The organism is Mesorhizobium sp. M1338, assembly GCF_040318045.1.
Lineage (GTDB): Bacteria > Pseudomonadota > Alphaproteobacteria > Rhizobiales > Rhizobiaceae > Mesorhizobium.
Genome location: NZ_JAMYLL010000007.1, coordinates 53,471 through 78,546, shown reverse-complemented (window position 1 = coordinate 78,546; position 25,076 = coordinate 53,471). Strand labels below are relative to the sequence as shown.

At 63.8% G+C, this 25,076-nt stretch carries 30 protein-coding genes; 25 read left to right on the top strand and 5 right to left on the bottom strand.

The features are described from left to right. Nucleotides 1–87 precede the first annotated feature (87 nt). Nucleotides 88–1,026: a tyrosine recombinase XerC gene (locus tag NKH19_RS09545; RefSeq protein ID WP_352866299.1), complete on the bottom strand. Its 939-nt coding sequence runs from the start codon at nt 1,024–1,026 to the stop codon at nt 88–90. Between the two features lie 404 nt (nt 1,027–1,430). Here NKH19_RS09545 and rimM point away from each other — a divergent pair, with 404 nt between their 5' ends. Both rimM and trmD read left to right on the top strand, forming a co-directional pair. Further along, nucleotides 1,431–2,030 carry a ribosome maturation factor RimM gene (gene rimM, locus NKH19_RS09540; RefSeq protein ID WP_352866297.1) on the top strand — a complete coding sequence of 200 codons (600 nt, stop codon included), beginning with the start codon at nt 1,431–1,433 and terminating at the stop codon, nt 2,028–2,030. Then, nucleotides 2,027–2,731 (top strand): tRNA (guanosine(37)-N1)-methyltransferase TrmD, encoded by a 705-nt coding sequence (gene trmD, locus NKH19_RS09535; protein WP_352866295.1) that lies wholly within the window; start codon nt 2,027–2,029, stop codon nt 2,729–2,731. The genes rimM and trmD overlap by 4 nt, the downstream gene beginning before the upstream one ends. On the opposite strand, the gene NKH19_RS09530 is transcribed toward trmD, so the two are convergent. After that, nucleotides 2,713–3,465: a sulfite exporter TauE/SafE family protein gene (locus NKH19_RS09530; RefSeq protein ID WP_352866292.1), complete on the bottom strand. Its 753-nt coding sequence runs from the start codon at nt 3,463–3,465 to the stop codon at nt 2,713–2,715. The two genes, trmD and NKH19_RS09530, sit on opposite strands and share 19 nt — an antisense overlap. Nucleotides 3,466–3,791: 326 nt before the next feature. Between NKH19_RS09530 and rplS the strand changes: the two genes are divergently transcribed. From rplS to NKH19_RS09480, 10 genes are all read left to right on the top strand, one after another. Continuing rightward, on the top strand, nt 3,792–4,340 hold the full coding sequence (gene rplS / locus NKH19_RS09525; protein WP_352866290.1) for a 50S ribosomal protein L19: 549 nt from the start codon (nt 3,792–3,794) through the stop codon (nt 4,338–4,340). Between the two features lie 144 nt (nt 4,341–4,484). After that, nucleotides 4,485–4,919 (top strand): organic hydroperoxide resistance protein, encoded by a 435-nt coding sequence (locus tag NKH19_RS09520; RefSeq protein ID WP_352866288.1) that lies wholly within the window; start codon nt 4,485–4,487, stop codon nt 4,917–4,919. Next, entirely contained in the window at nt 4,916–5,416 is a 501-nt protein-coding gene (locus NKH19_RS09515) for a MarR family winged helix-turn-helix transcriptional regulator (RefSeq protein WP_352866285.1), read from the top strand. Before NKH19_RS09520 ends, NKH19_RS09515 begins: the two co-directional genes overlap by 4 nt. A gap of 177 nt (nt 5,417–5,593) precedes the next feature. Then, a complete protein-coding gene (locus NKH19_RS09510) occupies nt 5,594–6,391 on the top strand; it encodes a transporter substrate-binding domain-containing protein (protein ID WP_352866284.1) in 798 nt (265 codons plus the stop codon). A 290-nt stretch (nt 6,392–6,681) separates the two neighbouring features. After that, the gene (locus NKH19_RS09505; RefSeq protein WP_352866281.1) at nt 6,682–7,488 is read left to right on the top strand and encodes an amino acid ABC transporter permease; all 807 of its coding nucleotides are present in this window, start codon (nt 6,682–6,684) and stop codon (nt 7,486–7,488) included. A gap of 54 nt (nt 7,489–7,542) precedes the next feature. After that, nucleotides 7,543–8,178, top strand: a complete 636-nt coding sequence (locus NKH19_RS09500) for a class I SAM-dependent DNA methyltransferase (RefSeq protein ID WP_352866278.1) — start codon at nt 7,543–7,545, stop codon at nt 8,176–8,178. 148 nt (nt 8,179–8,326) lie between these two features. Continuing rightward, on the top strand, nt 8,327–8,698 hold the full coding sequence (locus tag NKH19_RS09495) for a VOC family protein (protein WP_352866276.1): 372 nt from the start codon (nt 8,327–8,329) through the stop codon (nt 8,696–8,698). Between the two features lie 282 nt (nt 8,699–8,980). After that, nucleotides 8,981–10,390, top strand: coding sequence for a 3-isopropylmalate dehydratase large subunit (leuC, locus tag NKH19_RS09490; RefSeq protein WP_352630805.1), 1,410 nt, complete (start codon nt 8,981–8,983; stop codon nt 10,388–10,390). A gap of 158 nt (nt 10,391–10,548) precedes the next feature. Continuing rightward, nucleotides 10,549–11,745, top strand: a complete 1,197-nt coding sequence (locus NKH19_RS09485; RefSeq protein WP_352866275.1) for a GGDEF domain-containing protein — start codon at nt 10,549–10,551, stop codon at nt 11,743–11,745. Nucleotides 11,746–11,821: 76 nt separating this feature from the next. Continuing rightward, on the top strand, nt 11,822–13,039 hold the full coding sequence (locus NKH19_RS09480; RefSeq protein ID WP_352866273.1) for a GGDEF domain-containing protein: 1,218 nt from the start codon (nt 11,822–11,824) through the stop codon (nt 13,037–13,039). 62 nt (nt 13,040–13,101) lie between these two features. Here NKH19_RS09480 and NKH19_RS09475 read toward each other — a convergent pair whose 3' ends face one another. Next, nucleotides 13,102–13,464, bottom strand: coding sequence for a hypothetical protein (locus NKH19_RS09475; protein ID WP_352866272.1), 363 nt, complete (start codon nt 13,462–13,464; stop codon nt 13,102–13,104). Nucleotides 13,465–13,726: 262 nt separating this feature from the next. On the opposite strand from NKH19_RS09475, the gene NKH19_RS09470 reads away from it, so the two are divergent. The 7 genes from NKH19_RS09470 (at nt 13,727) to NKH19_RS09440 (ending at nt 18,896) form a co-directional block, all read left to right on the top strand. Further along, nucleotides 13,727–14,119, top strand: a complete 393-nt coding sequence (locus NKH19_RS09470) for a hypothetical protein (protein ID WP_352866271.1) — start codon at nt 13,727–13,729, stop codon at nt 14,117–14,119. Between the two features lie 255 nt (nt 14,120–14,374). Next, nucleotides 14,375–14,779: a succinate dehydrogenase, cytochrome b556 subunit gene (sdhC, locus tag NKH19_RS09465; protein ID WP_352866270.1), complete on the top strand. Its 405-nt coding sequence runs from the start codon at nt 14,375–14,377 to the stop codon at nt 14,777–14,779. Between the two features lie 2 nt (nt 14,780–14,781). Continuing rightward, nucleotides 14,782–15,177: a succinate dehydrogenase, hydrophobic membrane anchor protein gene (gene sdhD, locus NKH19_RS09460; RefSeq protein WP_352866268.1), complete on the top strand. Its 396-nt coding sequence runs from the start codon at nt 14,782–14,784 to the stop codon at nt 15,175–15,177. 1 nt (nt 15,178) lies between these two features. Beyond that, nucleotides 15,179–17,014, top strand: a complete 1,836-nt coding sequence (gene sdhA / locus NKH19_RS09455; protein ID WP_352866265.1) for a succinate dehydrogenase flavoprotein subunit — start codon at nt 15,179–15,181, stop codon at nt 17,012–17,014. A 2-nt stretch (nt 17,015–17,016) separates the two neighbouring features. Then, the gene (locus NKH19_RS09450) at nt 17,017–17,454 is read left to right on the top strand and encodes a DUF3052 domain-containing protein (protein ID WP_352866263.1); all 438 of its coding nucleotides are present in this window, start codon (nt 17,017–17,019) and stop codon (nt 17,452–17,454) included. Further along, on the top strand, nt 17,454–18,233 hold the full coding sequence (locus NKH19_RS09445) for a succinate dehydrogenase iron-sulfur subunit (protein WP_352866260.1): 780 nt from the start codon (nt 17,454–17,456) through the stop codon (nt 18,231–18,233). Before NKH19_RS09450 ends, NKH19_RS09445 begins: the two co-directional genes overlap by 1 nt. Before the next feature lie 33 nt (nt 18,234–18,266). Beyond that, the gene (locus tag NKH19_RS09440) at nt 18,267–18,896 is read left to right on the top strand and encodes a YceH family protein (RefSeq protein WP_352866259.1); all 630 of its coding nucleotides are present in this window, start codon (nt 18,267–18,269) and stop codon (nt 18,894–18,896) included. A gap of 55 nt (nt 18,897–18,951) precedes the next feature. Here NKH19_RS09440 and NKH19_RS09435 read toward each other — a convergent pair whose 3' ends face one another. Next, nucleotides 18,952–19,377: an OsmC family protein gene (locus NKH19_RS09435; protein WP_352866257.1), complete on the bottom strand. Its 426-nt coding sequence runs from the start codon at nt 19,375–19,377 to the stop codon at nt 18,952–18,954. Between the two features lie 229 nt (nt 19,378–19,606). Here NKH19_RS09435 and NKH19_RS09430 point away from each other — a divergent pair, with 229 nt between their 5' ends. The 3 genes from NKH19_RS09430 (at nt 19,607) to NKH19_RS09420 (ending at nt 20,855) form a co-directional block, all read left to right on the top strand. Beyond that, the gene (locus NKH19_RS09430; protein WP_352866256.1) at nt 19,607–19,834 is read left to right on the top strand and encodes a hypothetical protein; all 228 of its coding nucleotides are present in this window, start codon (nt 19,607–19,609) and stop codon (nt 19,832–19,834) included. Then, nucleotides 19,831–20,187, top strand: coding sequence for a YciI family protein (locus NKH19_RS09425; protein ID WP_352866253.1), 357 nt, complete (start codon nt 19,831–19,833; stop codon nt 20,185–20,187). The genes NKH19_RS09430 and NKH19_RS09425 overlap by 4 nt, the downstream gene beginning before the upstream one ends. Nucleotides 20,188–20,327: 140 nt before the next feature. After that, a complete protein-coding gene (locus tag NKH19_RS09420; protein WP_352866251.1) occupies nt 20,328–20,855 on the top strand; it encodes a hypothetical protein in 528 nt (175 codons plus the stop codon). Nucleotides 20,856–20,864: 9 nt separating this feature from the next. Here NKH19_RS09420 and NKH19_RS09415 read toward each other — a convergent pair whose 3' ends face one another. Continuing rightward, on the bottom strand, nt 20,865–22,142 hold the full coding sequence (locus tag NKH19_RS09415) for a ubiquinone biosynthesis hydroxylase (protein WP_352866594.1): 1,278 nt from the start codon (nt 22,140–22,142) through the stop codon (nt 20,865–20,867). Between the two features lie 99 nt (nt 22,143–22,241). On the opposite strand from NKH19_RS09415, the gene tesB reads away from it, so the two are divergent. The 3 genes from tesB (at nt 22,242) to NKH19_RS09400 (ending at nt 25,061) form a co-directional block, all read left to right on the top strand. After that, nucleotides 22,242–23,117, top strand: a complete 876-nt coding sequence (gene tesB / locus NKH19_RS09410; RefSeq protein WP_352866249.1) for an acyl-CoA thioesterase II — start codon at nt 22,242–22,244, stop codon at nt 23,115–23,117. 217 nt (nt 23,118–23,334) lie between these two features. Further along, entirely contained in the window at nt 23,335–23,673 is a 339-nt protein-coding gene (locus NKH19_RS09405; RefSeq protein ID WP_013528889.1) for a P-II family nitrogen regulator, read from the top strand. Nucleotides 23,674–23,705: 32 nt separating this feature from the next. Continuing rightward, nucleotides 23,706–25,061 carry an ammonium transporter gene (locus NKH19_RS09400; protein ID WP_502910892.1) on the top strand — a complete coding sequence of 452 codons (1,356 nt, stop codon included), beginning with the start codon at nt 23,706–23,708 and terminating at the stop codon, nt 25,059–25,061. Nucleotides 25,062–25,076: the final 15 nt, after the last annotated feature.

Genomic DNA, 25,076 nt, shown 5'->3' with positions numbered 1-25,076 from the left:
GGCCAAGGTCCCGGCATGGATCCCAGGGTCTGCGCGCCGCTTCGCGTCGCTCCGCCCTAGGATGACGAATTTGGGGGCTTCCAGCGGTTATGCCCTTGGATGCGCCGCCTCATAGATCTCGAGCAGCCGCGCCGTGTCGACGCCGGTGTAGATCTGCGTCGTCGACAGGCTGGCGTGGCCCAAGAGCTCCTGGATGGTGCGCAGGTCGCCGCCGCGCCCCAGCAGATGCGTGGCGAAGGAATGGCGCAGCGCGTGCGGCGTCGCGGTGTCGGGCAGGTTGAGCGCCGAGCGCAGTTTCGCCATGTCGCGCTGGACGATGGCCGGGTTGAGCGGGCCGCCACGGGCGCCACGGAACAACATTCCCTTGGGGTCGAGATGATAGGGGCAGAGCCGGCGGTATTCGGCGATGGCCCGCAGCGCCACCGGCAGCACCGGCACCAGCCGCGTCTTGCCGCCCTTGCCGGTGACGCGCAGCACGGTGTCCGCCTCGGATGCCAGCTCGGCGCCGGCCAGCCCAAGCGCCTCGGAAATGCGCAGGCCCGAGCCGTAGAGCAGCGTCAGCACGGCGGCGTTGCGGGCAGCGATCCAGGGCTCTTCCGCCAATTGGCCTTCGACGGAAACGATATGCTTGGCATCGCTTGCCGTCAGCGGCTTGGGCAGCGATTTGGGCTGGCGCGGCGCGCGAAGGGCTGCCGCACCCGCGGCATTGGCAAGACCGCGCCGCTCGAGGAAACGCAGCAGCGAACGGATGCCGGCGAGACCCCGGCCGAGCGTGCGGGCACCGGCGCCGGCGTTGCGCCGTGCAGCGAGAAAGCCGCGCAGATCGGCCGGGCGCAGGTTGGCGATGTCCGAAATGCCGGGAGAGCCGCCGCAATGGCCGGTGAGGAAATGCAGGAACTGGCGCGTGTCGCGCTCATAGGCTTCCACCGTCTCGGGCGACAGCCGACGTTCTCGCGCGAGCATCTTCAGCCAGCTTTCGCGTGCCGCCTGGAGATCGGGTTTGGCCGGGATAAGGAATTCCTGCATGGCGTGCTTCCAATTCCCTACCATTTTCCGACAGCCGGGTTAGGAAGCGGTGAAGAGGTGTCATTGAAAAGATGCCCGGTGGGGACTAGGAGATCGTCGATTGGTGACACAAACCTTGGTGATTGGCTGAAATGCCAGGTCGCTTCGTCGTCCTGGGGCGGAGCAGGAGCGAAGCGACGTCGCGGAGGCCCCGGGATCATGCCGTGACCTGTGTGCGCCGCTGCGTTACAAGTCTGATAACTTTGCGATGGAGACCACGCGAAGTGTCTGCAAATACAGAGTTGGCAGGAATGAGACCCTTTCTGAACTGCCGTGCTTTCTGGTCGCCGTAACGGAATGGATCCTCGGGTCTGCGCAGTCGCTTCGCGCCTGCTCCGCCCGCGGATGACGAAGGTAAAAGCGCCATGAGCAAGCCCCAGAACCCTGTCCAGATGGCCGTGATCGGCGCCGCCCACGGCATCAAGGGCGAATTGCGGGTGAAGACCTTCACCGGTGAGCCGCTGGCGCTGGCCGATTACGGGCCGCTCTATGACAAGGACGGCCGCGCCTTCCAGATCATCGACATCAGGCCCGCCAACACCGTCGTCGTGGTTCGCTTCAAGGGCATTGCCGACCGCAACGCGGCGGAGGCGCTGGCCGGCACGGAGCTGTTCGTCGACCGCTCGGTGCTGCCGGACGACGGCGAAGAAGACGAATTCTATCATGCCGACCTTGTCGGCCTGGAAGTCCGGGACGACACGGGTGCTGTGCTCGGTAAGGTGGTCGCGGTGCATAATTTCGGCGGCGGCGACATTCTCGATGTGACATTGGGCGGGCGCAAGGGCGTGCTGATTCCGTTCACGCAGGCCGCCGTGCCACAAGTGTCGATCGCCGAAGGCTTCGTCCGTGTCGACCCGGCGGCGGCCGGGCTGGTCGAGGACGAGGATGGCGATGGCCCGCGCGAAGAAGACTTCGACCCGAAGGGCAGGCCGCGCGGACCGAGCGACGCCGGGGGCAACCGGTGAGTTTTTTCGCCTCGGTGCTGACGCTCTATCCCGAGATGTTCCCGGGCGCGCTCGGCCTGTCGCTGGCCGGGCGTGCGCTCGAGGCCGGCACATGGTCTCTGGAGGTGGTCCAGATCCGCGACTTTGCCACCGACCGCCACCGCACCGTCGATGACACGCCTGCCGGCGGCGGCGCCGGCATGGTGATGCGCGCCGACGTGCTGGCGAAAGCCATAGATCACACCTCGCCGCCAGGCGATTTGCGGCCGCGGCTGCTGATGAGTCCGCGTGGCAGGCCACTGACCCAGGCCCGCGTGCGCGAACTGGCCGCCGGTCCTGGTGCCGTCATCGTCTGCGGGCGTTTCGAAGGCGTCGACCAGCGGTTGATCGAAGCGCGTGGCCTGGAAGAGGTTTCGATCGGCGATTTCATCCTCTCCGGCGGTGAACCGGCGGCACTCGTGCTGCTCGATGCGGTGGTGCGGCTGTTGCCCGGCGTGATGGGCAATGCTGTATCGGGCGAGGAGGAGAGTTTCGAGAACGGCCTGCTCGAACATCCGCACTACACGCGGCCGCAGGAGTTTGAAGGCCGCGAGATTCCCGAGGTGCTGATTTCGGGCAACCACAAGAAGATCGCTGCCTGGCGGCGGGCTCAGTCCGAAGCGCTGACGAGGGAGAGGCGGCCTGATTTGTTGGGCGCCGCTGCTCAGCCTTTCCAAAAGTAATAGAAGGCCAAAAAGAGGCCGACGGCGACGACGAAGCCGCGCACCGCGTTTTGTGGCACGCGCTTGGCGATCCAGACGCCCGCATAGCCGCCCAGCGCGCCGCCCGGGATCATGATGATCGCCTGAGGCCAGGCGACGACGCCGCCCGAGACGAAGACGACGATCGCGACAGCGGCGATGACCATGGCCAGCATGTTCTTCAGTGCGTTGAGCCGGTGGTAGTCGCCGGCTTGTGTGAGGCCGTGCGTTGCCAGCATCATCACGCCCATGCCGGCGCCGAAGAAGCCGCCATAGACGGCGGTGGCGAACTGCGTCAGCGAACCGGCGAGTGATCCCACTGACGCTTCATGGCCGGGTTTTGGCGCGGGCTTTAGCCAGGGCCCTGCGGCGAACAGGGCCGTCGCGCCCAACAGCAGCCATGGCACCAGGGCGCGAAACGACGGGTTGTCCAGCGCCAGCAGGATCAGCGCGCCGGCCAGCGCGCCGGTCGCCGATATCAGGCACAGCACAAGCGCGCCGCGCCAGAAATGCCTGATGTCGGCCGAGTAGGCGAGCGTCGAGGTGATGTAGCCTGGAAATTGCGTGACCGAGGAGGTGGCGTTGGCGACGATCGGCGGCAGGCCGACCAGTGTCATGGCGCCGAATGTGATGAAGGTGCCGCCACCGGCGACCGCATTGGCGGCGCCTGACAGAAAGCCCGCCAGGAACAGCAGGATGGCATCGAAGACAGACATGGGGGTGGCCGCTCAAAACTGTGGTATCGCAGGCTTAGGAGGCCTGAGGGACCGGAGCAACCCGGCACGGCAAGATTACGATGGTGCCATGCGAGCAGAAAAATGCGCGGCCAAGGCGTGACAAAGCCGCGAAATAGCTGTATGTGCCCGCCCGTACCGGCCAGAGAGAATCTGCCGGACCCGTCAACAATGACGGTGTAGTCGCCCCTGCCCGATGTTTCAAAGACAAATGTCTCGAACAAAAGGCATAGCCGAGCGGTCAATGGAACTGCAAGGCGAGTGTCGGACGCTCTGACTGTCGGAAGAACAAGAAGTGGACTATTGAGATGGATATTCTCCGTCAGCTCGAGGCCGAACAGGCCGCCAAGATCGAAGCCAAGCGCAAGCTTCCCGAATTCCAGCCCGGCGACACAGTGCGTGTCCAGGTCCGCGTGACCGAAGGCACCCGCACCCGCGTCCAGGCTTATGAGGGCGTCGTCATCGCCCGCGCCGGTGCCGGCTTCCAGGAGAACTTCACCGTTCGCAAGATTTCCTACGGCGAAGGCGTCGAGCGCGTGTTCCCGGTCTACTCGCCGATGATCGAAGGCGTCGAGATCGTGCGCCGCGGCAAGGTGCGTCGCGCCAAGCTCTATTACCTGCGCGATCGTCGCGGCAAGTCGGCCCGTATTTCGGAAAACACCGGCGTGCGCGCCCGCAAGCTGAACGACGAGGAGCGCGATGCGCTGAACGCCGAGAAGGCCCGCATCGAGGCCGAGAAGGTGGCAGCCGCCGAGGCTCTGGCCGTCGAGAAGGCCGCCCAGGACGCCGCCGAGAAGAAGGCCGCCGCCGAGGCAGCTGAAGCCGCCAAGGCAGCGGAAGCAGCCACCGCCGAATAAGATTTTCGACGAGCATGTTCAAAAAGGCGGCTTCGGCCGCCTTTTTCGTTCCCGGAGAACGGTTGGGCTTGGCAGGAAATTCTCGGTTGACTCGATTTATATCGTGTACTAAACAATCGTGCACTATTTAAATGGAGAAGCGAGATGCCTGCATTGTATTCCACCCAAGCCCGCGCCGTCGGCGGCCGCGCCGGCCATGTCCAGAGCGATGATGGCCTGCTCAGCCTCGACCTTGCCATGCCCAAGGAGCTTGGCGGCAAGGGCGGTGCCACCAATCCCGAGCAGCTTTTCGCCGCCGGCTATGCCGCCTGCTTCGAAAGCGCCATGCGCTTCATCGCCGGCAAGCAGAAGCTGCCGCTGCAGGACGCTTCGGTGACGGCCAATGTCAGCCTGCACAGCAATGCGCAGGGCGGATTTGTGCTTGGCGTGTCGCTCGCGGCGGAAACGAAAGGTCTTGATCAAACGGCGGCGGAAGCGCTTGTATCGGCGGCGCATCAGGTTTGCCCCTATTCCAACGCCATCAAGGGCAACATCGAAGTGGCGCTTTCGGCAAAGGCGCTTCCGGCAAAGGCAGCATGACCGCGGAAACGACAACCAGGTCCAAGCAAACCCCGGCGCAATTCGCCGGGGTAGCAAAACTCGACCAACAGCTCTGCTTCGCGCTCTATTCGGCAAGTGGGCTGATGACGCGGCTGTATCGGCCGTTGCTCGATCCGCTCGGCCTGACCTATCCGCAATATCTGGCCATGCTGGCGCTGTGGGAACGGGCACCAAGCACGGTGGGCGAGCTTGGCGAGGCGCTCGGGCTGGATTCGGCGACATTGACGCCGCTGCTCAAGCGGCTGGAGGCAGGTGGCCTGGTCACGCGCCGTCGCGATCCCGCCGACGAGCGCCGCGTTCTGGTCGAGCCGACGGCGAAGGGCCAGGCACTGCGCGAGCAGGCCAGAAGCGTGCCGGCGGCGATGCTTTGCAATCTGCCGCTGGAAGCCGACGAGTTGAAATCCCTGCACCACACCCTGACGCGGTTCGTCTCCGGCTTGCGCAAGGCGGATCCCGGCACCGCGAACCAGAGCTGATCGCCGCCGCGGCATTGTTCCTTCTCGAATTGCGGGATTGAAGGTATTGGATTCCGCTTTCGCGTGCACTGACGCAGCGGAGCGTCTTGCATGACGCTTACGGAAAGCTAAAGTCGGCGCCGGATTTTCCTGCAAGCCCGGCCATGCCCGGGTCATTCAATTCCCGGGGAGTGTGTCATGACCAAATCGAAACTGCTGCTGGCAGGCCTGCTTGCCTTCATCCTCGCGCCCGTCGCCACGTTCGCGCAGGCGCTTCCCGATCTCGGCGGCAAGAAAGTGGTGGTGGTCACCGAAAACGCCTATCCGCCGCTGCAGTTCATCGATGCCAAGACCGGCAAGCAGATCGGCTGGGAATACGACGCGATGAACGAGATCGCCAAGCGGCTCAATTTCACGGTCGAGTACCAAAACACCTCCTGGGACGCGATGATCCAGGCGGTTTCCGACAACCAGTACAACATCGGCATGACCGGCATCACCATCAAGGACGACCGCAAGGAGAAGGTCGATTTTTCCGACCCCTATATGCGTTCGGAACAGTTCATGCTGGTGCGCGGCGATGAAAGCCGCTTCACCGACGCCAAGACCTTCGGCGCCTTCAAGGACGGGCTGGTCGGCGCGCAGGCCGGCACCACGCCCTTCTACACCGCCGTCTACAGCGTGCTCGACGGCAACGAGCAGAACCCGCGCATCAAACTGTTCGAGACGTTTGGTGCGACGGTGCAGGCGCTGAAATCCGGCGACGTCGATGTCGTGCTGACCGACGGCACCGCGGGCAAGGGCTATGTCGATGCTTCCGAAGGCAAGCTGAAGCTGATCGGCGGGCCGCTCGGCACCGAGGATTTTGGCTTTATCTTCCCGAAGGGTTCGGATTTGGTGAAGCCGGTCAACACGGCCATCGCCGCGTTGAAGGCCGACGGGACGCTCGAAGCGCTGAACAAGAAGTGGTTTCTTGATTATAAGATGGGGCAGTAGGCCCTGTTGCCGCTTTCGCTAATCGCAAACGCCAAGCAACAGGCGTGGTTGGCAAAGCTGCCAATCTCCCCCCTTGCGGGGGAGATGCCCGGCAGGGCAGAGGGGGGTGTGAAGGAACGCGACGTTTCGATCCTAAGCTTTTCCAAAGAGAATCCGGGCGGAGCCCGTGGCGGTGATCGGTTGACAGGCTGGAGGGACAGCACCCCCCTCTGTCCTGCCGGACATCTCCCCCGCAAGGGGGGAGATCGGCTGCCCTTGCGAGGGCAGCCGTTCACCAGCGTTGGGAATTGATGCCCCCCGCTTCCTCCAAAGCCGACTTCCCCTGGTGGCTCGTCGTTGCCGTAGCCATCGCGATCGCGGTGGCCGTCTTCGTCGCCACCAGCGACCTCTACGCCCAGGTCTTCGCCACCGTTGCCAAGGGCATCGGCATCACCATCTTCGTCACCGTGATCGCCTTCGTGCTGGCCTCGGTCATTGGCCTCGGTATCGCGCTGATGGGAATGTCCGGCTCGCGTTTGATGCGCCAGATCGCGCGCTTCTATGTCGAGATCATCCGTGGCGTGCCGATCCTGGTGCTGTTGTTCTGGATCGCCTTTGTCGGTGCACCGGCTTTCGTCGCGGCCTGGAACGCGCTGACCGCGCCGCTGCAAAACGCCGGCCTGTTCGGCGAGCTTCTGGTGCGCGACGTTTCGCTGCTGTGGCGCGCCATCATGGCGCTGACCATCGGCTATTCGGCCTTCATCTCGGAGGTTTTCCGGGCCGGCATCCAGGCGGTGGAGAAAGGCCAGATCGAGGCGGCGAAGGCGCTCGGGTTGAGCCGGGCGCAGCGCTTCCGGCTGATCGTGTTCCCACAGGCCATCCGCACCATCCTGCCGCCGCTCGGCAATGATTTCGTCGCTCTGGTCAAGGATTCCTCGCTGGTCTCGGTGCTCGGGGTCGCCGACATCACGCAGATGGGCAAGGTCTATGCCGCCGGCTCGTTCCGCTTCTTCGAGACCTATTCGATCGTGGCCTATATCTATCTCATCCTGACGGTAGGCCTGTCCTTGGCCTTGCGGGCACTGGAACAGCGACTGCATCGTCAGCACGAGCAATAGTTTTCGGGCCAAGACAGCGCTACGATCTCTCAGCATTCTCGTTGAGGAGGTCCCATGATTGTCGACAAAGCCAATGCGGCGCTGGATTCGGTCTATACGGCCGACACGCCGGAGGCGATTGAAGAGGCCTATGCCGCATGGGCCGCGACCTACGACAGCGAAACCGCGTCGCTCGGCTATCTCCTGCCTTTCCTGATCGCCGCCTGGGTGGCGCGCCATGTGCCGGCGGGCGATGGGCCATTGCTCGATGCCGGCTGCGGCACCGGTCTGTCGGGGCCGTCGCTGAAGGCACTCGGCTACCGCGACATTGCCGGGCTCGACCTTTCCGACGACATGCTGAAGATCGCCGGCAGCCGCAATGCCTACAGCGAGCTGAAACAGGCGATGCTCGGCGGTCCGCTGCCATGGCCGGATGGCCATTTCCGCGCCTTCTTCTCCACCGGCGTGTTCACCATCAGCCACGCGCCGGCCTCAGGCTTGCACGAACTGGTGCGCATTACCGGCCAGGGCGGGCATGCGATCTTCACCGTGCGTGACCAAGTGTTCGAAAGCGGCGGTTTTCAGGCCGTGTTCGACGAGCTGGAACAGATGAAAAAATGGCGGGCGGTCGAGCAAAGCCCATGGTTCCGCTGCTATGCGATCGCCGAGCCGGATGCGTTGGTGAAGACTTTTGTGTTCGAAATCCTGTAGCGGAGTGAAGCCTGGTCTTCGGCATCCAAGCACCCATCGGCCGGAACTATGTGCAAGTCAGTGCGTTCCGAAAGCGTGAGGCTGCGCCTCACTGCGAAAGCGGGTTATGGCGCCGCCGCGGTAATTCGGCACAAGAGGAGAAGGCTGAATGGCGTCCGTCCGTTATATCGTTGCCGACATAGACAAGGCGGTAGAATTTTACCGAGATAATCTCGAATTCAAGGTCGAAATGCACAATCCTGGCAAGTTCGCGGCGCTGCTTCGCGACGATCTTACGCTGTATCTCAGCGCTCCAGGTGCGGGAAGCGGTGGTCAGGCCGGAGGTGATCCGGAACCAGGCGGATGGAACAGGTTCATGATCATAACCAAGGGGCTGGATGCCCTGATCAACCGGTTGCGCGCGGCCGACGTGACGTTCCGCGGGAACATCAGCGATGGCGGTGCGGGCCGGGCTATTCTGCTTGAAGATCCCTCGGGCAACGTCATTGAGCTGTTCGAATTCAAGAAGGACAGACAGTGATCTCCCCATTTCGTGGGGCGAGGCACCAGGTTCCGCGAAGGCACGCAATTGCCGAAAAGCCAAAACATTGGTATGAGCCACGCCATGGAAGAGCTTTTTGGCGATCCGGCCTATAAGGGGTTCGTGCTGCAGGACAGAAAACGCCTGCCGTCGCGCTTCTCCGCGCGCGTGTCCGGGGCGCTGACCAGCCGGCTTAGCTAGGCCGACCTGTCCAGGTCGTTTCGCCGGGCCGAAAGTCAGGCGTATGCTCTTTCCCATTCTCATATCGACGGATTTACGCACATGAGCGCACCGCGCACCCTCTACGACAAGATTTTCGACGACCATGTCGTCGACCGCCAGGATGACGGCACCTGCCTGCTCTATATCGACCGCCACCTCGTCCATGAAGTGACCAGCCCGCAGGCTTTCGAAGGCCTGCGCATGACCGGCAGAAAAGTCCGGCATCCGGAAAAGACGCTGGCCGTGGTCGATCACAATGTGTCGACCTCGCCCGAGCGCAAGTTCGGCATCAAGAACGAGGAAAGCCGCATCCAAGTCGAGGCGCTGGCCAAGAACGCCAAGGATTTCGGCGTCGAATATTATTCCGAGAACGATATCCGCCAGGGCATCGTCCACATCATCGGTCCGGAGCAGGGTTTCACCTTGCCCGGCATGACCATCGTCTGCGGTGACAGCCACACCTCGACCCATGGTGCTTTCGGAGCATTGGCGCACGGCATCGGCACGTCCGAGGTCGAGCATGTGCTGGCGACGCAGACGCTGATCCAGCGCAAGGCCAAGAACATGCTGGTGCGCGTCGACGGCCAGCTGCCGGAAGGCGTCACCGCCAAGGACATCATCCTGGCGATCATCGGCGAGATCGGCACCGCCGGCGGCACCGGCTATGTCATCGAATATGCCGGCGAGGCGATCCGTGCGCTGTCGATGGAAGGCCGCATGACGATCTGCAACATGTCGATCGAAGGCGGCGCGCGCGCCGGCCTGATCGCCGCCGACGAGACGACCTTCGCCTATGTCAAGGACAAGCCGCGCGCCCCGAAGGGCGCGGCCTGGGATGCGGCGCTCGAATACTGGAAGACGCTGCAGTCCGACGAGGGCGCGCATTTCGACAAGGTGATCGTGCTCGACGCGGCCAAGCTGCCGCCGATCGTCTCCTGGGGCTCGTCGCCCGAGGATGTCGTGTCGGTGCAAGGCATCGTACCGAACCCGGAAGACATCACCGATGAAAACAAGCGCACCTCCAAGCAGCGCGCGCTCGACTATATGGGGCTGACGCCGGGCACCAAGATCACCGATATCTCGCTCGATCGAGTCTTCATCGGCTCCTGCACCAATGGCCGCATCGAGGACCTGCGCGCCGTTGCCAAGGTGGTCGAAGGCAAGACGGTCAGCCCGCATGTCGATGCGATGATCGTGCCGGGTTCCGGCCTGGTCAAGGAACAGGCGGAAGCCGAAGGCCTCGACAAGATCTTCATCGCCGCCGGCTTCGACTGGCGCGAGCCGGGTTGCTCGATGTGCCTTGCCATGAACGACGACCGGCTGAAGCCGCATGAGCGCTGCGCCTCGACCTCGAACCGAAATTTCGAGGGACGCCAGGGTTTCAAGGGCCGCACCCATCTGGTGTCGCCGGCGATGGCGGCGGCGGCGGCGATCGCAGGGCACTTCGTCGACATCCGCGAGTGGAAATAGCAGGAAGCGCCGGCTTCGTGCGAATACCAGGCCCCGGAGCGCTTTGCGGCTCCGGGGCTTTTTTTAACCGGTTCGTTCACATATTCGCCTTCGCTTAACCGCTTGTTTGCGCTTGCGCTCTAAGTCTTTCCCGACGTAAGCGGGGAAATCACAGTCGTTTGGACACGGGCCTGCTCATAGCGCTGCTCAACCCGACGATAGCGTTGGCGCTCGGCGCCGCGTTCCTCGTGCTATGGTCCTATCAACGGCACCGCCCCTATCTAGCCGTGCTGGCGATCAGCTACGGTCTTTCAGCGGTAGGCTTCCTGCTGCAGTATTTTACCTTGCCGATCGGCATGCCGCTGACCAAGCTGGCTTCGAACATCTGCTTCACCATCGCCGGCTGCTGCCTGTCCAGCGCCATCGTCCATCGCCATGGCCGCAAGGTGCCCTATGTGGGGATTGGCGTGCTGGCGGGCGGCGGCCTGGTGTCGTTTTGCTGGTTCCTGTTCGTCGCGCCGGATCTCACCTGGCGCATCCTGGCGATGAATTTCGCTTTCGGTGGGATCAGCCTTCTGGTCGCCGCCGAACTGCGCCCGGTGCGCAACAACGGTCCGACCGAAAAAATCCTGTTCGTGCTGTCGCTGCTGTCGGGCGTCAACTTCTTCGTGCGCACCCTTGTCGTCGTCATCGCGCACGGTCCTTTCATCAGTTATGACGGGTTCTACGGCTCCTCCTACTGGACGACGGCGCTTCTGTCGCACGCGCTGCTGTCGCTGCTCACTGCGCTGTGCCTGTTTTGCGCCGCCGCGCTCGACGTGATGAAGGCGCTGAAGACCGAGACGCACACCGATCCGCTGTCGGGCCTGTTCAACCGGCGTGGCTTCGAGGAACGCGGCATGCTGCTCCTGCGGCACTGCGCCACGGCCCGTTTCCCGGTCGCGCTTGTGCTGGCCGACCTCGATCATTTCAAGGCGCTCAACGATGTGCACGGGCATGCGGCGGGCGATCGGGTGATTGCCGATTTCGCCGCCAAGCTTCGGTCGGCGGCGGGCGCGCGCGGTGTTGCCGGGCGTATCGGCGGCGAGGAATTCGCCGTGCTGCTGCCGCTCACCGATCTCGCCGCCGCGCGGCTGTTCGCCGAGGCGGTGCGCACGGTTTATTCGGCCGGTCATGTCGACGGGCTTCCTGCCGGGACGAAGGTGACAGCCAGCTTCGGCGTGGCGGCCCGTAGCGGTGACGAGACGCTGGAGCCGCTGATGCGCCGTGCCGACGACGCGCTCTACAAGGCCAAAAAGAATGGCCGCGACAGCGTGCGCCTGTCCTATGAGCGGCCGGAAACGGCGTTCGTTCCGGAGTCGCTCAAGGCCGGCTGATCTTGTCCAGACGAGTTGGCGTTAACGTCTTCTTCGCCCGTCGATGCTTAGCTGTCGGGACGGGTGCGGGAAGAACATGAGCGGCGCCAACTTCATCCTGTTGATCAATTTGTCGGTTGCCGGCCTGCTGGCGGCATCCTTCATGGCGGTCGCGTTTCATGACGTCGGCCGCGCGCCGGCGCGTTTGCTGGCGTTTGGCTACCTGCTGGGCATGGCCTATTCGGCGATCGAATTCGGCATTCCCGCTTTCAACGACGCGCGGCTCCCGGTCGTTGCCGCCTTCGCGGTTTTCCTTGGCGCGACCATTGCGGTCAATGGCGGACTTGCCCGCAAGTACGGCGTGACGCCGCCCTGGCTGCCGATGCTGTTGTTCCTGGTCGCCTCGGCCATAGCTGTGTATTTCGTGCAGGACCTGCCGCGCCAGTCGCTGGTGCGCATGATGGCCTACCAGCTTCCCTATGCGGTCATGCAGTTCGTCGGGTTGGCCATCGTCTGGTCGTCGAGGCAAAGCCTCGCCCGTCTCGACCGCATACTGATGGCGGTGCTGGCGGCCTGCGGCCTGCAGTTTGCCTCCAAGCCGTTCATCGCGCATGCGCTGGGCGGCTGGGGCGCCAATCCGCAAGCCTATCTGCAAAGCAGCTACGCGCTGGTGTCGCAGTCGCTCGGCACTGTGTTTGCGCTGGCGCTGGCGCTGCTGATGCTGGCCATCCTGGTCCGCGACGTGCTTGCCGAAGTGACGTCGAAATCGGAGACCGACACGCTTTCGCGCCTGCTCAACCGCGGCGGCTTCACCCGCCATGCGGAGCTGGCGGTGCTGGGCGCGATGCGGCAAGGCGTGCCGGTCGCCCTGGTCATCGCCGATCTCGATCACTTCAAGAGCGTCAACGACAGTTTCGGCCACGCGTCCGGCGACCGGGTGATCGAGACCTTCGCCGGCTTCCTGCGCGAGGCGGCCGCCGGCCATCATGTCGCCGGCCGCGTCGGCGGCGAGGAGTTCGCCATCATGCTGCCGGGAACCAATCTTGCCGCCGCCCGGCTGTTCGCCGAGGGCACGCGCAGTGCTTTCGGCGCGCTGCCCATCGACGGGCTGCCGGCGGACAACCGCTGCACCGCGAGCTTCGGCGTCGCCGAGCTTCATCCGAGCGAAGACTTTGCCGATCTGATGCGGCGCGCCGACCAGGCGCTTTACCAGGCGAAGAATGCCGGGCGCGATTGCGTACGCGTCTCCGCCGGGCCGGCCGGCAACGGGTCGTCAGCCGGGATGGAAGCCAGAGCAATTCCAGGAAAAGTGTGAAACGGTCTTCCCGGGAAAAGCGCCTAGCGCTTTCCCCTGAGAATCGCGTCCAAACGAAGAGCCTAGCGGCAGGGGCTGAGTTCCGGCATCTCACCGTCGGAAAGCCCGTACATATAGGAACGGCCCTTCACCAACACCGGCGGCCGGTAGCAATCGCTATAGCCTGATATCTCGTCGGCTTCGTTCTCGTAGATCACCTTGGGCTGGCCGGCGCTGGTGTAGTCGGACAGTTGCTTGGCCAGCCTGCCTTTGCCGACGAGGATGCGCTTGTAGCCGGCGGCGCTGTCGATGACGAGATTGCCGAAGGAATCGGCGTAGACGCGATCCTGATGACGTGTTCCGGCGAGCGCGGGCGCTGCCGGGCCGACGATCGAGGCCGCCACTATGAGCGCCGCAACGCGCGACCTGCCCGAATTCGAACGCATGGCGTCCTCCGTGTCTTGAGGAAAGCCTCCTCGAATCGGAAATTAACGATTTCTTAACCTTTGTTAAGAGGCTGACGCGCTTCGCGGTGATGTCTCGGTAAACATGGTTAATATCCGTTAATATCCGACTGGATGGAAAGCCCGGTGGCCATCATTCGGCCATGCTTGGCCGCACCATCGCGCTTGGCGTCCGTCTCGGCGTCGGGATGACCTTGATCTTGGCAAAGCATCGCGGCTGATTCGCCGCGCGGGAGGACAGCCTATGGCGCTAGGCCGGACGTTTCGGGCAACGCTTGCCCTTTCGCCGCTTCTGATCGCCATGGCCTGCGTGCCGCAGGGCAACGAGCCCAAGGCCGGCAACAAGATCGCCGCATTGGCCTCGCCGGCGCTCTCGGCGGGTGGCACCGTCACCGATGTGACCGCGCCGCAGCCGCGCACCGCGACCTACAGCTGTGCCGACGGCGGCAGGATAACCATCGAGAATCTCGGTACCTTGGTGCATGTCGTCGGTTCCGACGGCGCCAGCGAGGATCTGCGGGCCTCGCCGGCCAACCAGAACAGCCGTTACGAGCAGGCGCATGACGCGATTGTGATCGACGGTCGCGAGGCGCTGGTCATGAAGGCGGGCTCGACGCCGGTGACCTGCAAGCGCTAGCGCGAATCTCAATACGGCCAGCCTTGGGCCAGACATGCTGCACTGCAGCGATATCGAGCCGGCTTCAGGTCATGAGCGCCTAATCGATTGAAGCCAGAGCCAGACTTTTAGTCAGACTAAATTACGTTTTCGAAACGGTTTTCCGGCTTTGACGCGGTGCAAAAAGAGCATTAGAAACCGGCTGTCCGAAGTCGCAGCCGGAAGCGGCAATGCCGCATTTCCACCTGAGGCAGGAGACGCCGAACTGGGGGAGCCATGAGCAAATCACCAGCCACCCGCGCCAGACCTCTTTCGCCGCACCTCACGGTGTACCGGCCGCCGATCACGATGACGATGTCGATCATCCATCGTATTACCGGCGGCGCGCTGTATTTCGGCACGCTGCTGGTCGCGCTGTGGCTGATGGCGGCGGCAAGCTCACAGGCGACCTTCGACTGGGTCAGCTGGGCCTTCGGCACCTGGCTCGGCCGGTTGATCCTGTTCGGTTACACCTGGGCGCTGATGCATCACATGCTGGGTGGCGTGCGCCATCTGGTCTGGGACACCGGCGCCGGCCTCGAGAAGCACACGGCCTCGAAGATCGCCTGGGCGACGCTGGCCGGCTCGATCCTGCTCACGCTGCTGATCTGGATCGCCGGCTATATGGCGCGAGGAGCCTGATCATGAGCGGCAACAACTCCGACATGCGCACGCCGCTGGCGAAGGTCCGCGGCCTCGGGTCCGCCCGCGAGGGCACCGGACATTTCTGGCGCCAGCGCCTGACCGCGATCGCCAACATCCCACTGATACTGTTCTTCGTCGGCTTCCTGATCGCGCTCAACGGCGCAAGCTATGCCGAAGTGCGGACAGCGCTCGCCAACCCGTTCGTGGCGCTGGTGATGGCCCTGGTGCTCGTCTCCGGGCTCACCCATATGCGGCTCGGCATGCAGGCGATCATCGAGGATTACGTGCATGGCGAGGGCATCAAGCTGGCGCTGATCGCGCTCAACACATTTTTTCCCATAGCGGTCGGCGTCGCCTCGATCTTCGCCCTGCTCAAGCTGACATTCGGAGGCTGAGTTGGCCAAGGACGCAAAACAAGCCAACAGCGCTGGCTACACTTATGTCGACCACAAGTTCGACGTGGTGGTCGTCGGTGCCGGCGGTGCCGGCCTGCGCGCCACGCTCGGCATGGCCGAACAGGGCCTGCGCACCGCCTGCATCACCAAGGTGTTCCCGACCCGCTCGCACACGGTGGCGGCGCAAGGCGGCATAGCCGCTTCGCTTGCGAACATGGGACCCGACAATTGGCAATGGCATCTCTTCGATACCGTCAAGGGTTCGGATTGGCTGGGCGACATCGACGCGCAGGAATACATGGTCCAGCAGGCGCCCGCCGCCGTCTACGAACTCGAACATTACGGCGTGCCGTTCTCGCGCACCGAAGAAGGCAAGATCTATCAGCGGCCGTTCGGCGGCATGATGATGAATTTCGGCGAAGGCCCTCCGGTGCAGCGCACCTGCGCCGCCGCCGACCGTACCGGCCATGCCATGCTGCATACGCTCTACGGCCAGTCGCTGAAGCACAACGCGCAGTTCTTCATCGAGTATTTCGCGCTCGACCTGATCATGGAGCCGGACGGCACCTGCACCGGCGTCGTCGCCTGGAACCTCGATGACGGCACCATCCACCGCTTCTCGGCCAAGATGGTGGTGCTGGCGACGGGCGGCTATGGCCGCGCCTATTTCTCGGCGACCTCGGCGCACACCTGCACCGGCGACGGCGGCGGCATGGCGGCACGTGCCGGCTTTCCGCTGCAGGACATGGAGTTCGTGCAGTTCCACCCGACCGGCATCTATGGCGCCGGCTGCCTGATCACCGAAGGGGCGCGCGGCGAGGGCGGCTATCTCGTCAATTCCGAAGGCGAGCGCTTCATGGAGCGCTACGCGCCGTCGGCCAAGGACCTTGCCTCGCGCGACGTCGTCTCGCGATGCATGACGCTGGAAATCCGCGAAGGCCGCGGCGTCGGCCCGAAGAAGGACCACATTTTCCTGCACCTCGACCACCTCGATCCTGCCGTTCTGCACGAGAGGCTGCCGGGCATTTCGGAATCGGCCAAGATCTTCGCCGGCGTCGACCTGACCAAGGAGCCGATCCCGGTGCTGCCGACGGTGCACTACAATATGGGCGGCGTGCCGACCAATTACTGGGGCGAGGTGCTCAACCCGACAACGCTCAATCCCGACCAGGTGTCGCCGGGGCTGATGGCGGTCGGCGAGGCTGGCTGCGCCTCGGTGCACGGCGCCAACCGGCTCGGTTCGAACTCGCTGATCGATCTTGTGGTGTTCGGCCGCGCGGCGGCGATCCGCGCGGGCCAGGTCATCGACCGCAATTCGGCGATCCCTTCGCCCAATGAGGCCTCGGTCGAAAAGATCATGGACCGCTTCGATCGGCTGCGCCACGCCAACGGCTCGATGCCGACCGCGGTACTGCGTGAGAAGATGCAGAAGGCGATGCAGGAAGACGCTGCGGTGTTCCGCACCCAGGAATCGCTGGACAGTGGCTGCGAACGCATTTCCCAGATCTGGGGCGAGCTCAAGGACATAAAAGTGTTCGATCGCTCGATGATCTGGAATTCCGATCTGGTCGAGACGCTGGAATTGGAAAACCTGATGGCTAATGCCATCACCACGGTCCATGGCGCCGCGGCGCGCAAGGAGAGCCGCGGCGCGCATGCGCGGGAGGATTTTTCGGCGCGCGACGACAAGGTCTGGCGCAAGCACACTCTTGCCAAGGTGAGCGAAGACGGCGAGGTGACGCTCAGCTATCGGCCAGTGCACACCGAACTGCTGCTAAAGGAAGAAAATGGCGGTATCAACCCGGCCAAGATCGCACCGAAGGCCAGGGTGTATTGACGATGGCGCCGACGGCCGCGGGATATTCCGACACGCCCCTTCCGGCCAAGCTCGGCCTGAAGGACGGCATGACCGCCGCCTTCATCGCGCTCCCCCACGACCTTGACGATCTCATGGAAGCCGCGAATTTCTCTTCAGTCGACCGGCTGGCCGATTGGTCGCGGATTTCAGGCATTCGGCTGAAATATGACGCCGTCCATGCCTTCACCCGGCAGCGTGCCGAGATCGAGGATCGCCTCGGTGATGTCGAGGCGGCGATCAAGCGCGACGGCATGGTCTGGGTATCCTGGCCTAAAAAGGCATCGAAGGTGGCTACCGACGTCACCGAAGGCGTCGTTCGCGCCGAGGCGCTGAAGCGCGACCTTGTCGACGTGAAGGTGGCCGCCGTCAATGAAATCTGGTCCGGGCTGAAGCTCGTCATCCGAAAGGACCTGAGGTAATGGTCGAACTGACGCTTCCCAAGAACTCGAAGATCCAGCAGGGCAAGACCTGGCCGAGGCCGGAAGGCGCCACCAATCTGCGCGAATACCGCATCTACCGCTGGTCGCCGGACGATGACGAGAACCCGCGCATCGACACCTATTTCGTCGACATGGACGATTGCGGGCCGATGGTGCTCGACGCGCTGCTGTGGATCAAGAACAAGATCGACCCGACGCTGACCTTGCGCCGCTCCTGCCGAGAGGGCATTTGCGGCTCCTGCGCCATGAATATCGACGGCTCCAACACGCTGGCCTGCACCAAGGGCTGCGACGACATTTCCGGCGCCGTCAAGGTCTACCCGCTGCCGCATATGCAGGTGGTCAAGGACCTGGTGCCCGACCTCACCAATTTCTACGCCCAGCACGCCTCGATCCAGCCATGGCTGAAGACGGTGTCGCCGGAGCCGGCCAAGGAATGGCTGCAAAGCCATGAGGACCGGGAGAAGCTCGACGGGCTCTACGAGTGCATATTGTGTGCCTGCTGCTCGACCTCGTGCCCAAGCTACTGGTGGAACGGCGACCGCTATCTCGGCCCGGCAACGCTTTTGCAGGCCTATCGCTGGCTGATCGATAGCCGCGACGAGGCCAAGGGCGAGCGGCTCGACGATCTCGAGGATCCATTCCGGCTCTATCGCTGCCACACCATCATGAACTGCGCGCAGACCTGCCCCAAGGGCCTCAACCCGGCCAAGGCGATCGCCGAGATCAAGAAGATGATGGTGGAGAGAAGGGTCTAGGCGGCAGGTTGGTTGCCGGCGCGAACAAATCCAATGAGCGATGATCTTCCCATCCTTTCCCCCGTCGAAGTCCGTGTGCTCGGCTGCCTGATCGAGAAGAAGGAGCTGACGCCGGATGTCTATCCGCTGACGCTCAATTCAGCACTGGCCGCCGCCAACCAGAAGACGGCGCGCGAGCCGGTGATGGCGCTGGAGCAGGCCGAGGTGCACCGGGGGCTGAAGCTGCTCGAACAAAAGGGGCTGGTGCGGCAGATGTTCGGTTCGCGCGTCGAGCGCTACGAGCACCAGATGGCGCAGCGCTTCTCGCTGACCACGCCGCAGACCGCTTTGATCGGCCTGCTGTTGCTGCGCGGGCCGCAGACGGCACATGAACTGCTGGCGCGGAGCGAGCGCATGGCGCGGTTCTCATCGATCGAAGATCTGCGCGCCGAGCTCGATATGCTGATCGGCCGCCGACCGCCGCTCATCCAGGAAATCCCGCGCGGACCAGGCCAGCGCGAGGACCGCTACGTGCATCTCCTCAGCGGCCCGGTGGACGTTGCAGCCCTTTCGGTACAGCGGAGCGCGTCGGTCCTGCCTGCTTCCGACCTGGAGGCGCGGTTGGAGGCGCTGGAGCAGGAAGTCGCCGCACTTCGCGCCAGGTTGGACGCGCTGGGCGCGTAGGCCCCGGCGCGCGCCTGAGCGTTCGCGCCGGGTCTTCACACCGGATGCGGCGTTGTCAGCCGAGCCTGGCGTCGAGCGATACGTTGATGGCGCCGAGCGCTTTCGAGACCGGGCATCCAGCCTTGGCCTTTTCGGCCAACTCCCCAAACTTCGCCGCATCGATGCCCGGCACCTTGCCGACCACGGTGAGGGCGCTGCCGGTGATACCGGTGCCTGGAACCAGCGTCACCACCGCCTTGGCGTCGAGTTCCGTGGCGGGCGTGCCGTTCTCGGCCAAGAAATGCGAGAACTGCATGGCAAAGCAGCCGGCGTGTGCGGCGGCGATCAGCTCTTCCGGATTGGTGCCGGATTTGCCGTTCTCGTCCTCGAAGCGCGCCTTGAACGAATAGGGCGTGCCCTTCAGGGTTCCGCTCTGCGTGTCGAGCGTGCCCGTGCCCTCTTTCAGATTGCCTTTCCAGACGGCGTTTGCTGTGCGGTCCATGAAGTCCTCCTTGGTTTCGTGGCTGGGGTCGTCGTTGCTCGTTGCCTGGGTGAACCGGCGTCCAGTCAACTATAGCGCGCGCCGACGCGAAGGCCACTGCGCTCTTTGAACCGCTGCGTGGGTGGTGGCCAAATTCTTGTCGAAAAAATGCGCGTGCAAAAATGTCGACTTTGGTCTGCCTCGCCCGTCCTGCGGGCGGCCACGGATTTGTGGCCGGATGGAGGCTCGCATGGACAATCTGTTTTTCGCACTGTGGAAAGGCGCAGGCCGCAAGACCTGCCGACCGGAAGACTTCTGGCTGCACCCGCCGGCGTCCGGCTTTGGCCGACTTCTGGCGGCGGTTGCCATCATCGGGATCGCGGCATGCCTTCTTGACCATGTGGCGGCGGTCAAGGGCAATGCTGACACCTTCGCCGCCGCATCCTATGGTTCGACGCAGCAAGGGAGCTGGAAATGAAATATGTCTGCCTGGTCTATGGTGAGGAAAAGGACCTCCATGCCATGACGCCGGAGCGTCTGGCCAAGCTCGATGCCGATTCGATGGCTCATGACCGTTCGCTGGATCAGCGTGGGATACTGATCGTCGCCCAGGCGCTTCAATCGGTGAAAAATTCGAAGACCCTTCGCAGGCGCAAGGGCAAGAGCCTGATCACCGACGGCCCGTTCGCCGAAACCAAGGAGCAATTGCTCGGCTTCGTCATGATCGAGGCTGATAATCTTGACCAGGCGCTGGAGATCGCCGCCGAGATTCCGCTGGCCGAAATCGGAACTATCGAGGTGCGCGCGATCTACGATGTGCCGGGATCGTAGAGCCCTGCCATGCATTGCGGCCACGTGAACCAGGCGTTCGGTTGAGCCAACGTCCTGGTACATGGTCGTGCGCAACGTTTGCGTGTTGAAGCAATGCCGGAGTTCTCCTATCGTCGCCGGGATTTTGGGGGGATGTCGGCATGCCGTTCTTGATTGCTATTTTTGGCGTGTTGGGCGCGGCGGCGTTCTGGTGGTATCGAATGAAGGCGATGAACGATGCGGCTCGCGAGGTCGCGGACGTCGTCGGGCGCGTGCAAGGCAACATCCGCCGCAAGAAGCTGCGCAAACAGGCGGCCCTGTCGCCGTTGACGGCGATCGACGATCCGGTGGTGGCCGCGGCGACGCTGATCACCGCCATCGTCTCCGAGAATGGGCCTATCCTGCCGCAGCGCGAGGCCGTCATTCGCGCGGTGATTTCCGAGATCGCCGACAAGAAGAAAACGGACGAAGCGGTGGTCTACGCCAAATGGGCGGCGGCACAGATCGACGACACCACTGTTGTCATCGACAAGCTGGCGCCGTTCCTGCGCGAACGCCTCGATGTCGCCGAGCGAAACGACCTGCTGCGGATGGTCAACCGCGCCGCTCAAGGCGGCGAGAAACGCCTCGAGATATCCGACCAGCGCATACTGCGGCTGCGGCAGAAGCTGGGCTTCGAGGTGAACTGAGGACGGCGCTCAGATCGCCTCGCCCTTCAACAATCGAGGCGTGCTAGCGGACAGGCCCGATGCCTGGCGGATAAAAAACTCCTTCAGGCGCGGCATGCGTTCGACCAAGCCGAGGCCGATGTCGCGGACGGTGCGCAGCGGGCCGATGTCGTTGGAAAACAGCCGGTTCAGCACATCGGTCGTGATGCCCATCTGCACCGTGTCGAAGCGGCGCCATTGCTGGTAGCGTTCGAGCACGTCGAGCGCGCCGATGTCCTGGCCGAGCCGGTCGGCCTCGACGATCACCTCGGCAAGTGCGGCGACATCCTTGAAGCCGAGATTGAGACCCTGGCCGGCGATCGGGTGGATGCCGTGGGCGGCGTCACCGGCGAGCGCGATGCGGGGTGCTACGAAGGCACGCGCGATGGTGAGGCCGAGCGGCCAGGCGCGCGGCTTGTCGGCAACGCGGATTTCGCCGAGCTTCAGGCTGAAGCGCTGCTCGAGTTCGTGCTCGAAGACGAGGTCGTCGCCGGCCACCAGCTTCTCGGCATCTTGCGTGCGCTCGACCCAGACGATCGACGAGCGGTTCGTGCCGTCCTCACCAGGCTTCAGCGGCAGAGTGGCGAAGGGGCCGGCCGGCAGGAAATGTTCTTCGGCGCGGCCATTGTGCGGGCGTTCATGCGCAACCGTGCAGACGATGCCGGACTGGCCGTATTCCCATTTCACCGTCTTGATGCCGGCCATGTCGCGCAGCTTGGAGTTGACGCCGTCGGCGGCGACCAGCAGCCGCGCCTTCAGCGTCGCGCCGTCGGCGAGATGCACGGTGATGCCGGCGCCGTTGGTTTCCAACCCCTGTACCGCGACGCCCTCGATGATGTCGATGCCGAGTTTTTCGGCGCGGGCCCGCAAGGCACCGTTCAGAACCTTGTTGGCGACCATATGCGCAAAGGGCTCGCCCGGCGCCACTTCGCCGTCGAAGGTCAGGAAGACCGGACGCACCGGATCGGAGGTGCGCGAATCGGTGATGATCATCTCGGTGATCGCCTGCGCCTGCGGCGCGATTTCGGCCCACACGCCGAGCTGGTCGAGCATGCGGCAGGCGGCGGCGGCAATGGCCGAAGCGCGGCCATCCCTTTGCCAGACGCCAGCGGGCGCGGCATCGACGAGAGCGATGGCGAGACCCGGGCGCGCCTGCTTCAACGACACGGCGCTGGCCAGGCCGACATAGCCGGCGCCGGCGACCAGAACATCGAGCCCGGACTTTGTTTTCGCGCTTGGCCTGGTTTTAGCGTCCGCCTTGCGTTCCATCATCTTCGCTCCTTGCGCGCCGGCCGGGTCTTCAACCCTTGACTGCATGTCCGTCCTGTCGGAAACCGCCATAACACTTCCGCGGCGAGGGCGAGAAATATGACGGCAGCCATGGACGAGCTTCTCGGCATTCTCGACCTCGAGAAGCTGGAACACAATCTGTATCGTGGTCGCAGCCCCCTGCTCGACTGGCAGCGCGTTTTCGGCGGCCAGACCATCGCGCAGGCGCTGGTCGCGGCGCAGCGAACCGTCGATCCCGATCGCCACGTGCATTCGCTGCACGGCTATTTCATGCGGCCCGGCGACACCAAGGTGCCGATCGTCTACGAGGTCGACCGCATCCGTGACGGCGGCTCCTTCACCACGAGGCGCGTGGTGGCGATCCAGCACGGCCAGGCGATCTTTTCGCTGGAAGCGTCGTTCCAGCAAGACGAGGTCGGTCTCGAGCACCAGGTGCCGATGCCGCAAGATATTCCGGGGCCAGACACCTTGCTGTCGCAGCGCGAATTGCTGGGCAAATTCGGCGAGGCTGTGCCCGAAGGCATCAAACGTTACTGGGACCGCGACCGGCCGATCGAGATGAAGCCGGTGATGCTGAAGCATTACACCAGCCGCGAAAAGCTGGAGCCGAAGCAGAACATCTGGATCCGCACCACCGGTCCGGTGCCGGCGGATCGCGCCATCCAGTCGGCGGTGCTCGCCTATCTCTCCGACATGACGCTGCTCGACACGTCGACCTTCGCGCATGGCCGCGCCATTTTCGATCGTGACATCCAGGCGGCGAGCCTCGACCATGCCATGTGGTTCCACCGCGGCCACGCGCTCGACGACTGGATGCTCTACACGCAGGACAGCCCGTCGACACAGGGCTCGCGCGGCTTCACGCGCGGGTCGCTGTTTGCCCGCGACGGCACGCTGATCGCCTCGGTTGCGCAGGAAGGGCTGATCCGGCTCAAGCGATCGCCTGCAGAGTAGGCATTTTGCGAAAATTGCCTAATTTTTAAGCAGATGCTTCGCCGCAGCTGTGGGCAGGTTGCATCGCGACACTTCCCAATCTCTTTGTTTACAACGGGTTAACCCCCTGCTTCGGCACTTGGCACGGAGCTTGAATCCTCGTGGGCACTCTCCGGCTCTTTGGGATCGGTGAAGTCGTACAAACGCGGGGGACCGCAACAGCAAAGGGTGAAACCTTATGAAAATCGTGATGGCAATCATCAAGCCGTTCAAGCTCGACGAGGTACGCGAAGCGCTTACCGCCGTCGGCATCCAGGGCCTGACCGTCACCGAAGTCAAAGGCTACGGGCGTCAGAAAGGGCATACGGAAATCTATCGCGGGGCGGAATACGCGGTCAGCTTCCTGCCGAAGATCAAGATCGAAGTCGCGGTTAGTGCCGACATGGTCGACAAGGCCGTCGAAGCCATCACCGCCGCCGCCAAGACCGGCCAGATCGGCGACGGCAAGATCTTCGTTTTCGGCATCGATCAGGCGGTGCGCATTCGCACCGGCGAAACAGACACCGACGCACTCTGAGCGGCGAACACGTATTCCAAATGGAGAGTTCAATGAATATTCCTTCCACCTTGAAGACGACGGGACGCGCCGCCCTCTTGGGCACGCTCGCTCTCGCGGCATTGGGCACGGTCGCCGCCTTCGCGCAGGAAGCGGCTCCCGCCGCCGCCGCGGCCGCGCCGGCTGCTGCCCCGACCCCGGTGCTCGACACCGGCAACACCGCCTGGATGCTGACCTCGACGGCGCTCGTGCTGATGATGACCGTCCCGGGTCTGGCGCTGTTCTACGGCGGCATGGTGCGCAAGAAGAACGTGCTCGCCACCATCATGCAGAGCTTTGCCATCACCTGTCTGGTGACGGTGCTGTGGTTCATGTTTGGCTATTCGCTGGCCTTCTCCGACGGCGGCGGCATGAACAGCTATCTCGGCGGCACCTCGAAATTCTTCCATAACGGCATCACCACTGCTTCGCTGTGGCTGCCAGGCGTCGCGAACATTCCTGAATTCGTCTTCTCGATGTTCCAGATGACCTTCGCCATCATCACCCCGGCGCTGATTGCCGGCGCCTTTGCCGAGCGCTTTAGATTCTCGGCGCTGCTGATCTTCATGGCGCTGTGGCTGCTCGTCGTCTACGTGCCGATCGCGCATTGGGTCTGGGGTGGCGGCTTCCTCGGCACGGCTGGCGTGCTCGACTTTGCCGGCGGCACGGTCGTCCACATCAATGCCGGTGTCGCGGGTCTCGTCTGCGCACTGGTTCTCGGCAAGCGCGAAGGCTACGGCACCACCAACATGGCGCCGCACAACCTAGTCTATTCGGTGATCGGTGCTTCGCTACTGTGGGTCGGCTGGTTCGGCTTCAACGCCGGTTCGGAACTGGCCGCGGACGGCCTTGCCGGCGCTGCCATGCTCAACACCCAGGTCGCTACCGCAGCCGCGGCGCTCGCCTGGATGTTTGCCGAATGGATCGTCGCCAAGAAGCCTTCGGTGCTCGGCATCATCTCGGGTGCGGTTGCCGGCCTCGTGGCGGTGACGCCTGCTTCCGGCTTCGTCAACCCGACCGGCGCCTTCATCGTCGGCATCGTTGCCGGCGTCGTGTGCTATCTCTCGGCGGTCAAGGTCAAGCACATGTTCGGCTATGACGACTCGCTCGATGCCTTCGGCGTACATGGCGTCGGCGGTGTGATCGGCGCCCTGCTCACCGGCGTGCTCGCCGACCCGGCGATCAACAGCCTCGGTGCAGGTGCTTCGCTCGGCAAGCAGATCTACGGCGTTGCCGTCACCATCGTGTGGACGGCTATTGCCACCTTCGTGATCCTCTACATCGTCAAGGCGCTGGTCGGCCTGCGTCCGACGACCCAGGAAGAGGTCGAAGGCCTCGACATCTCCCAGCATGGCGAAGTGGTGCCGTAAGGCCAGCTTAGCCGC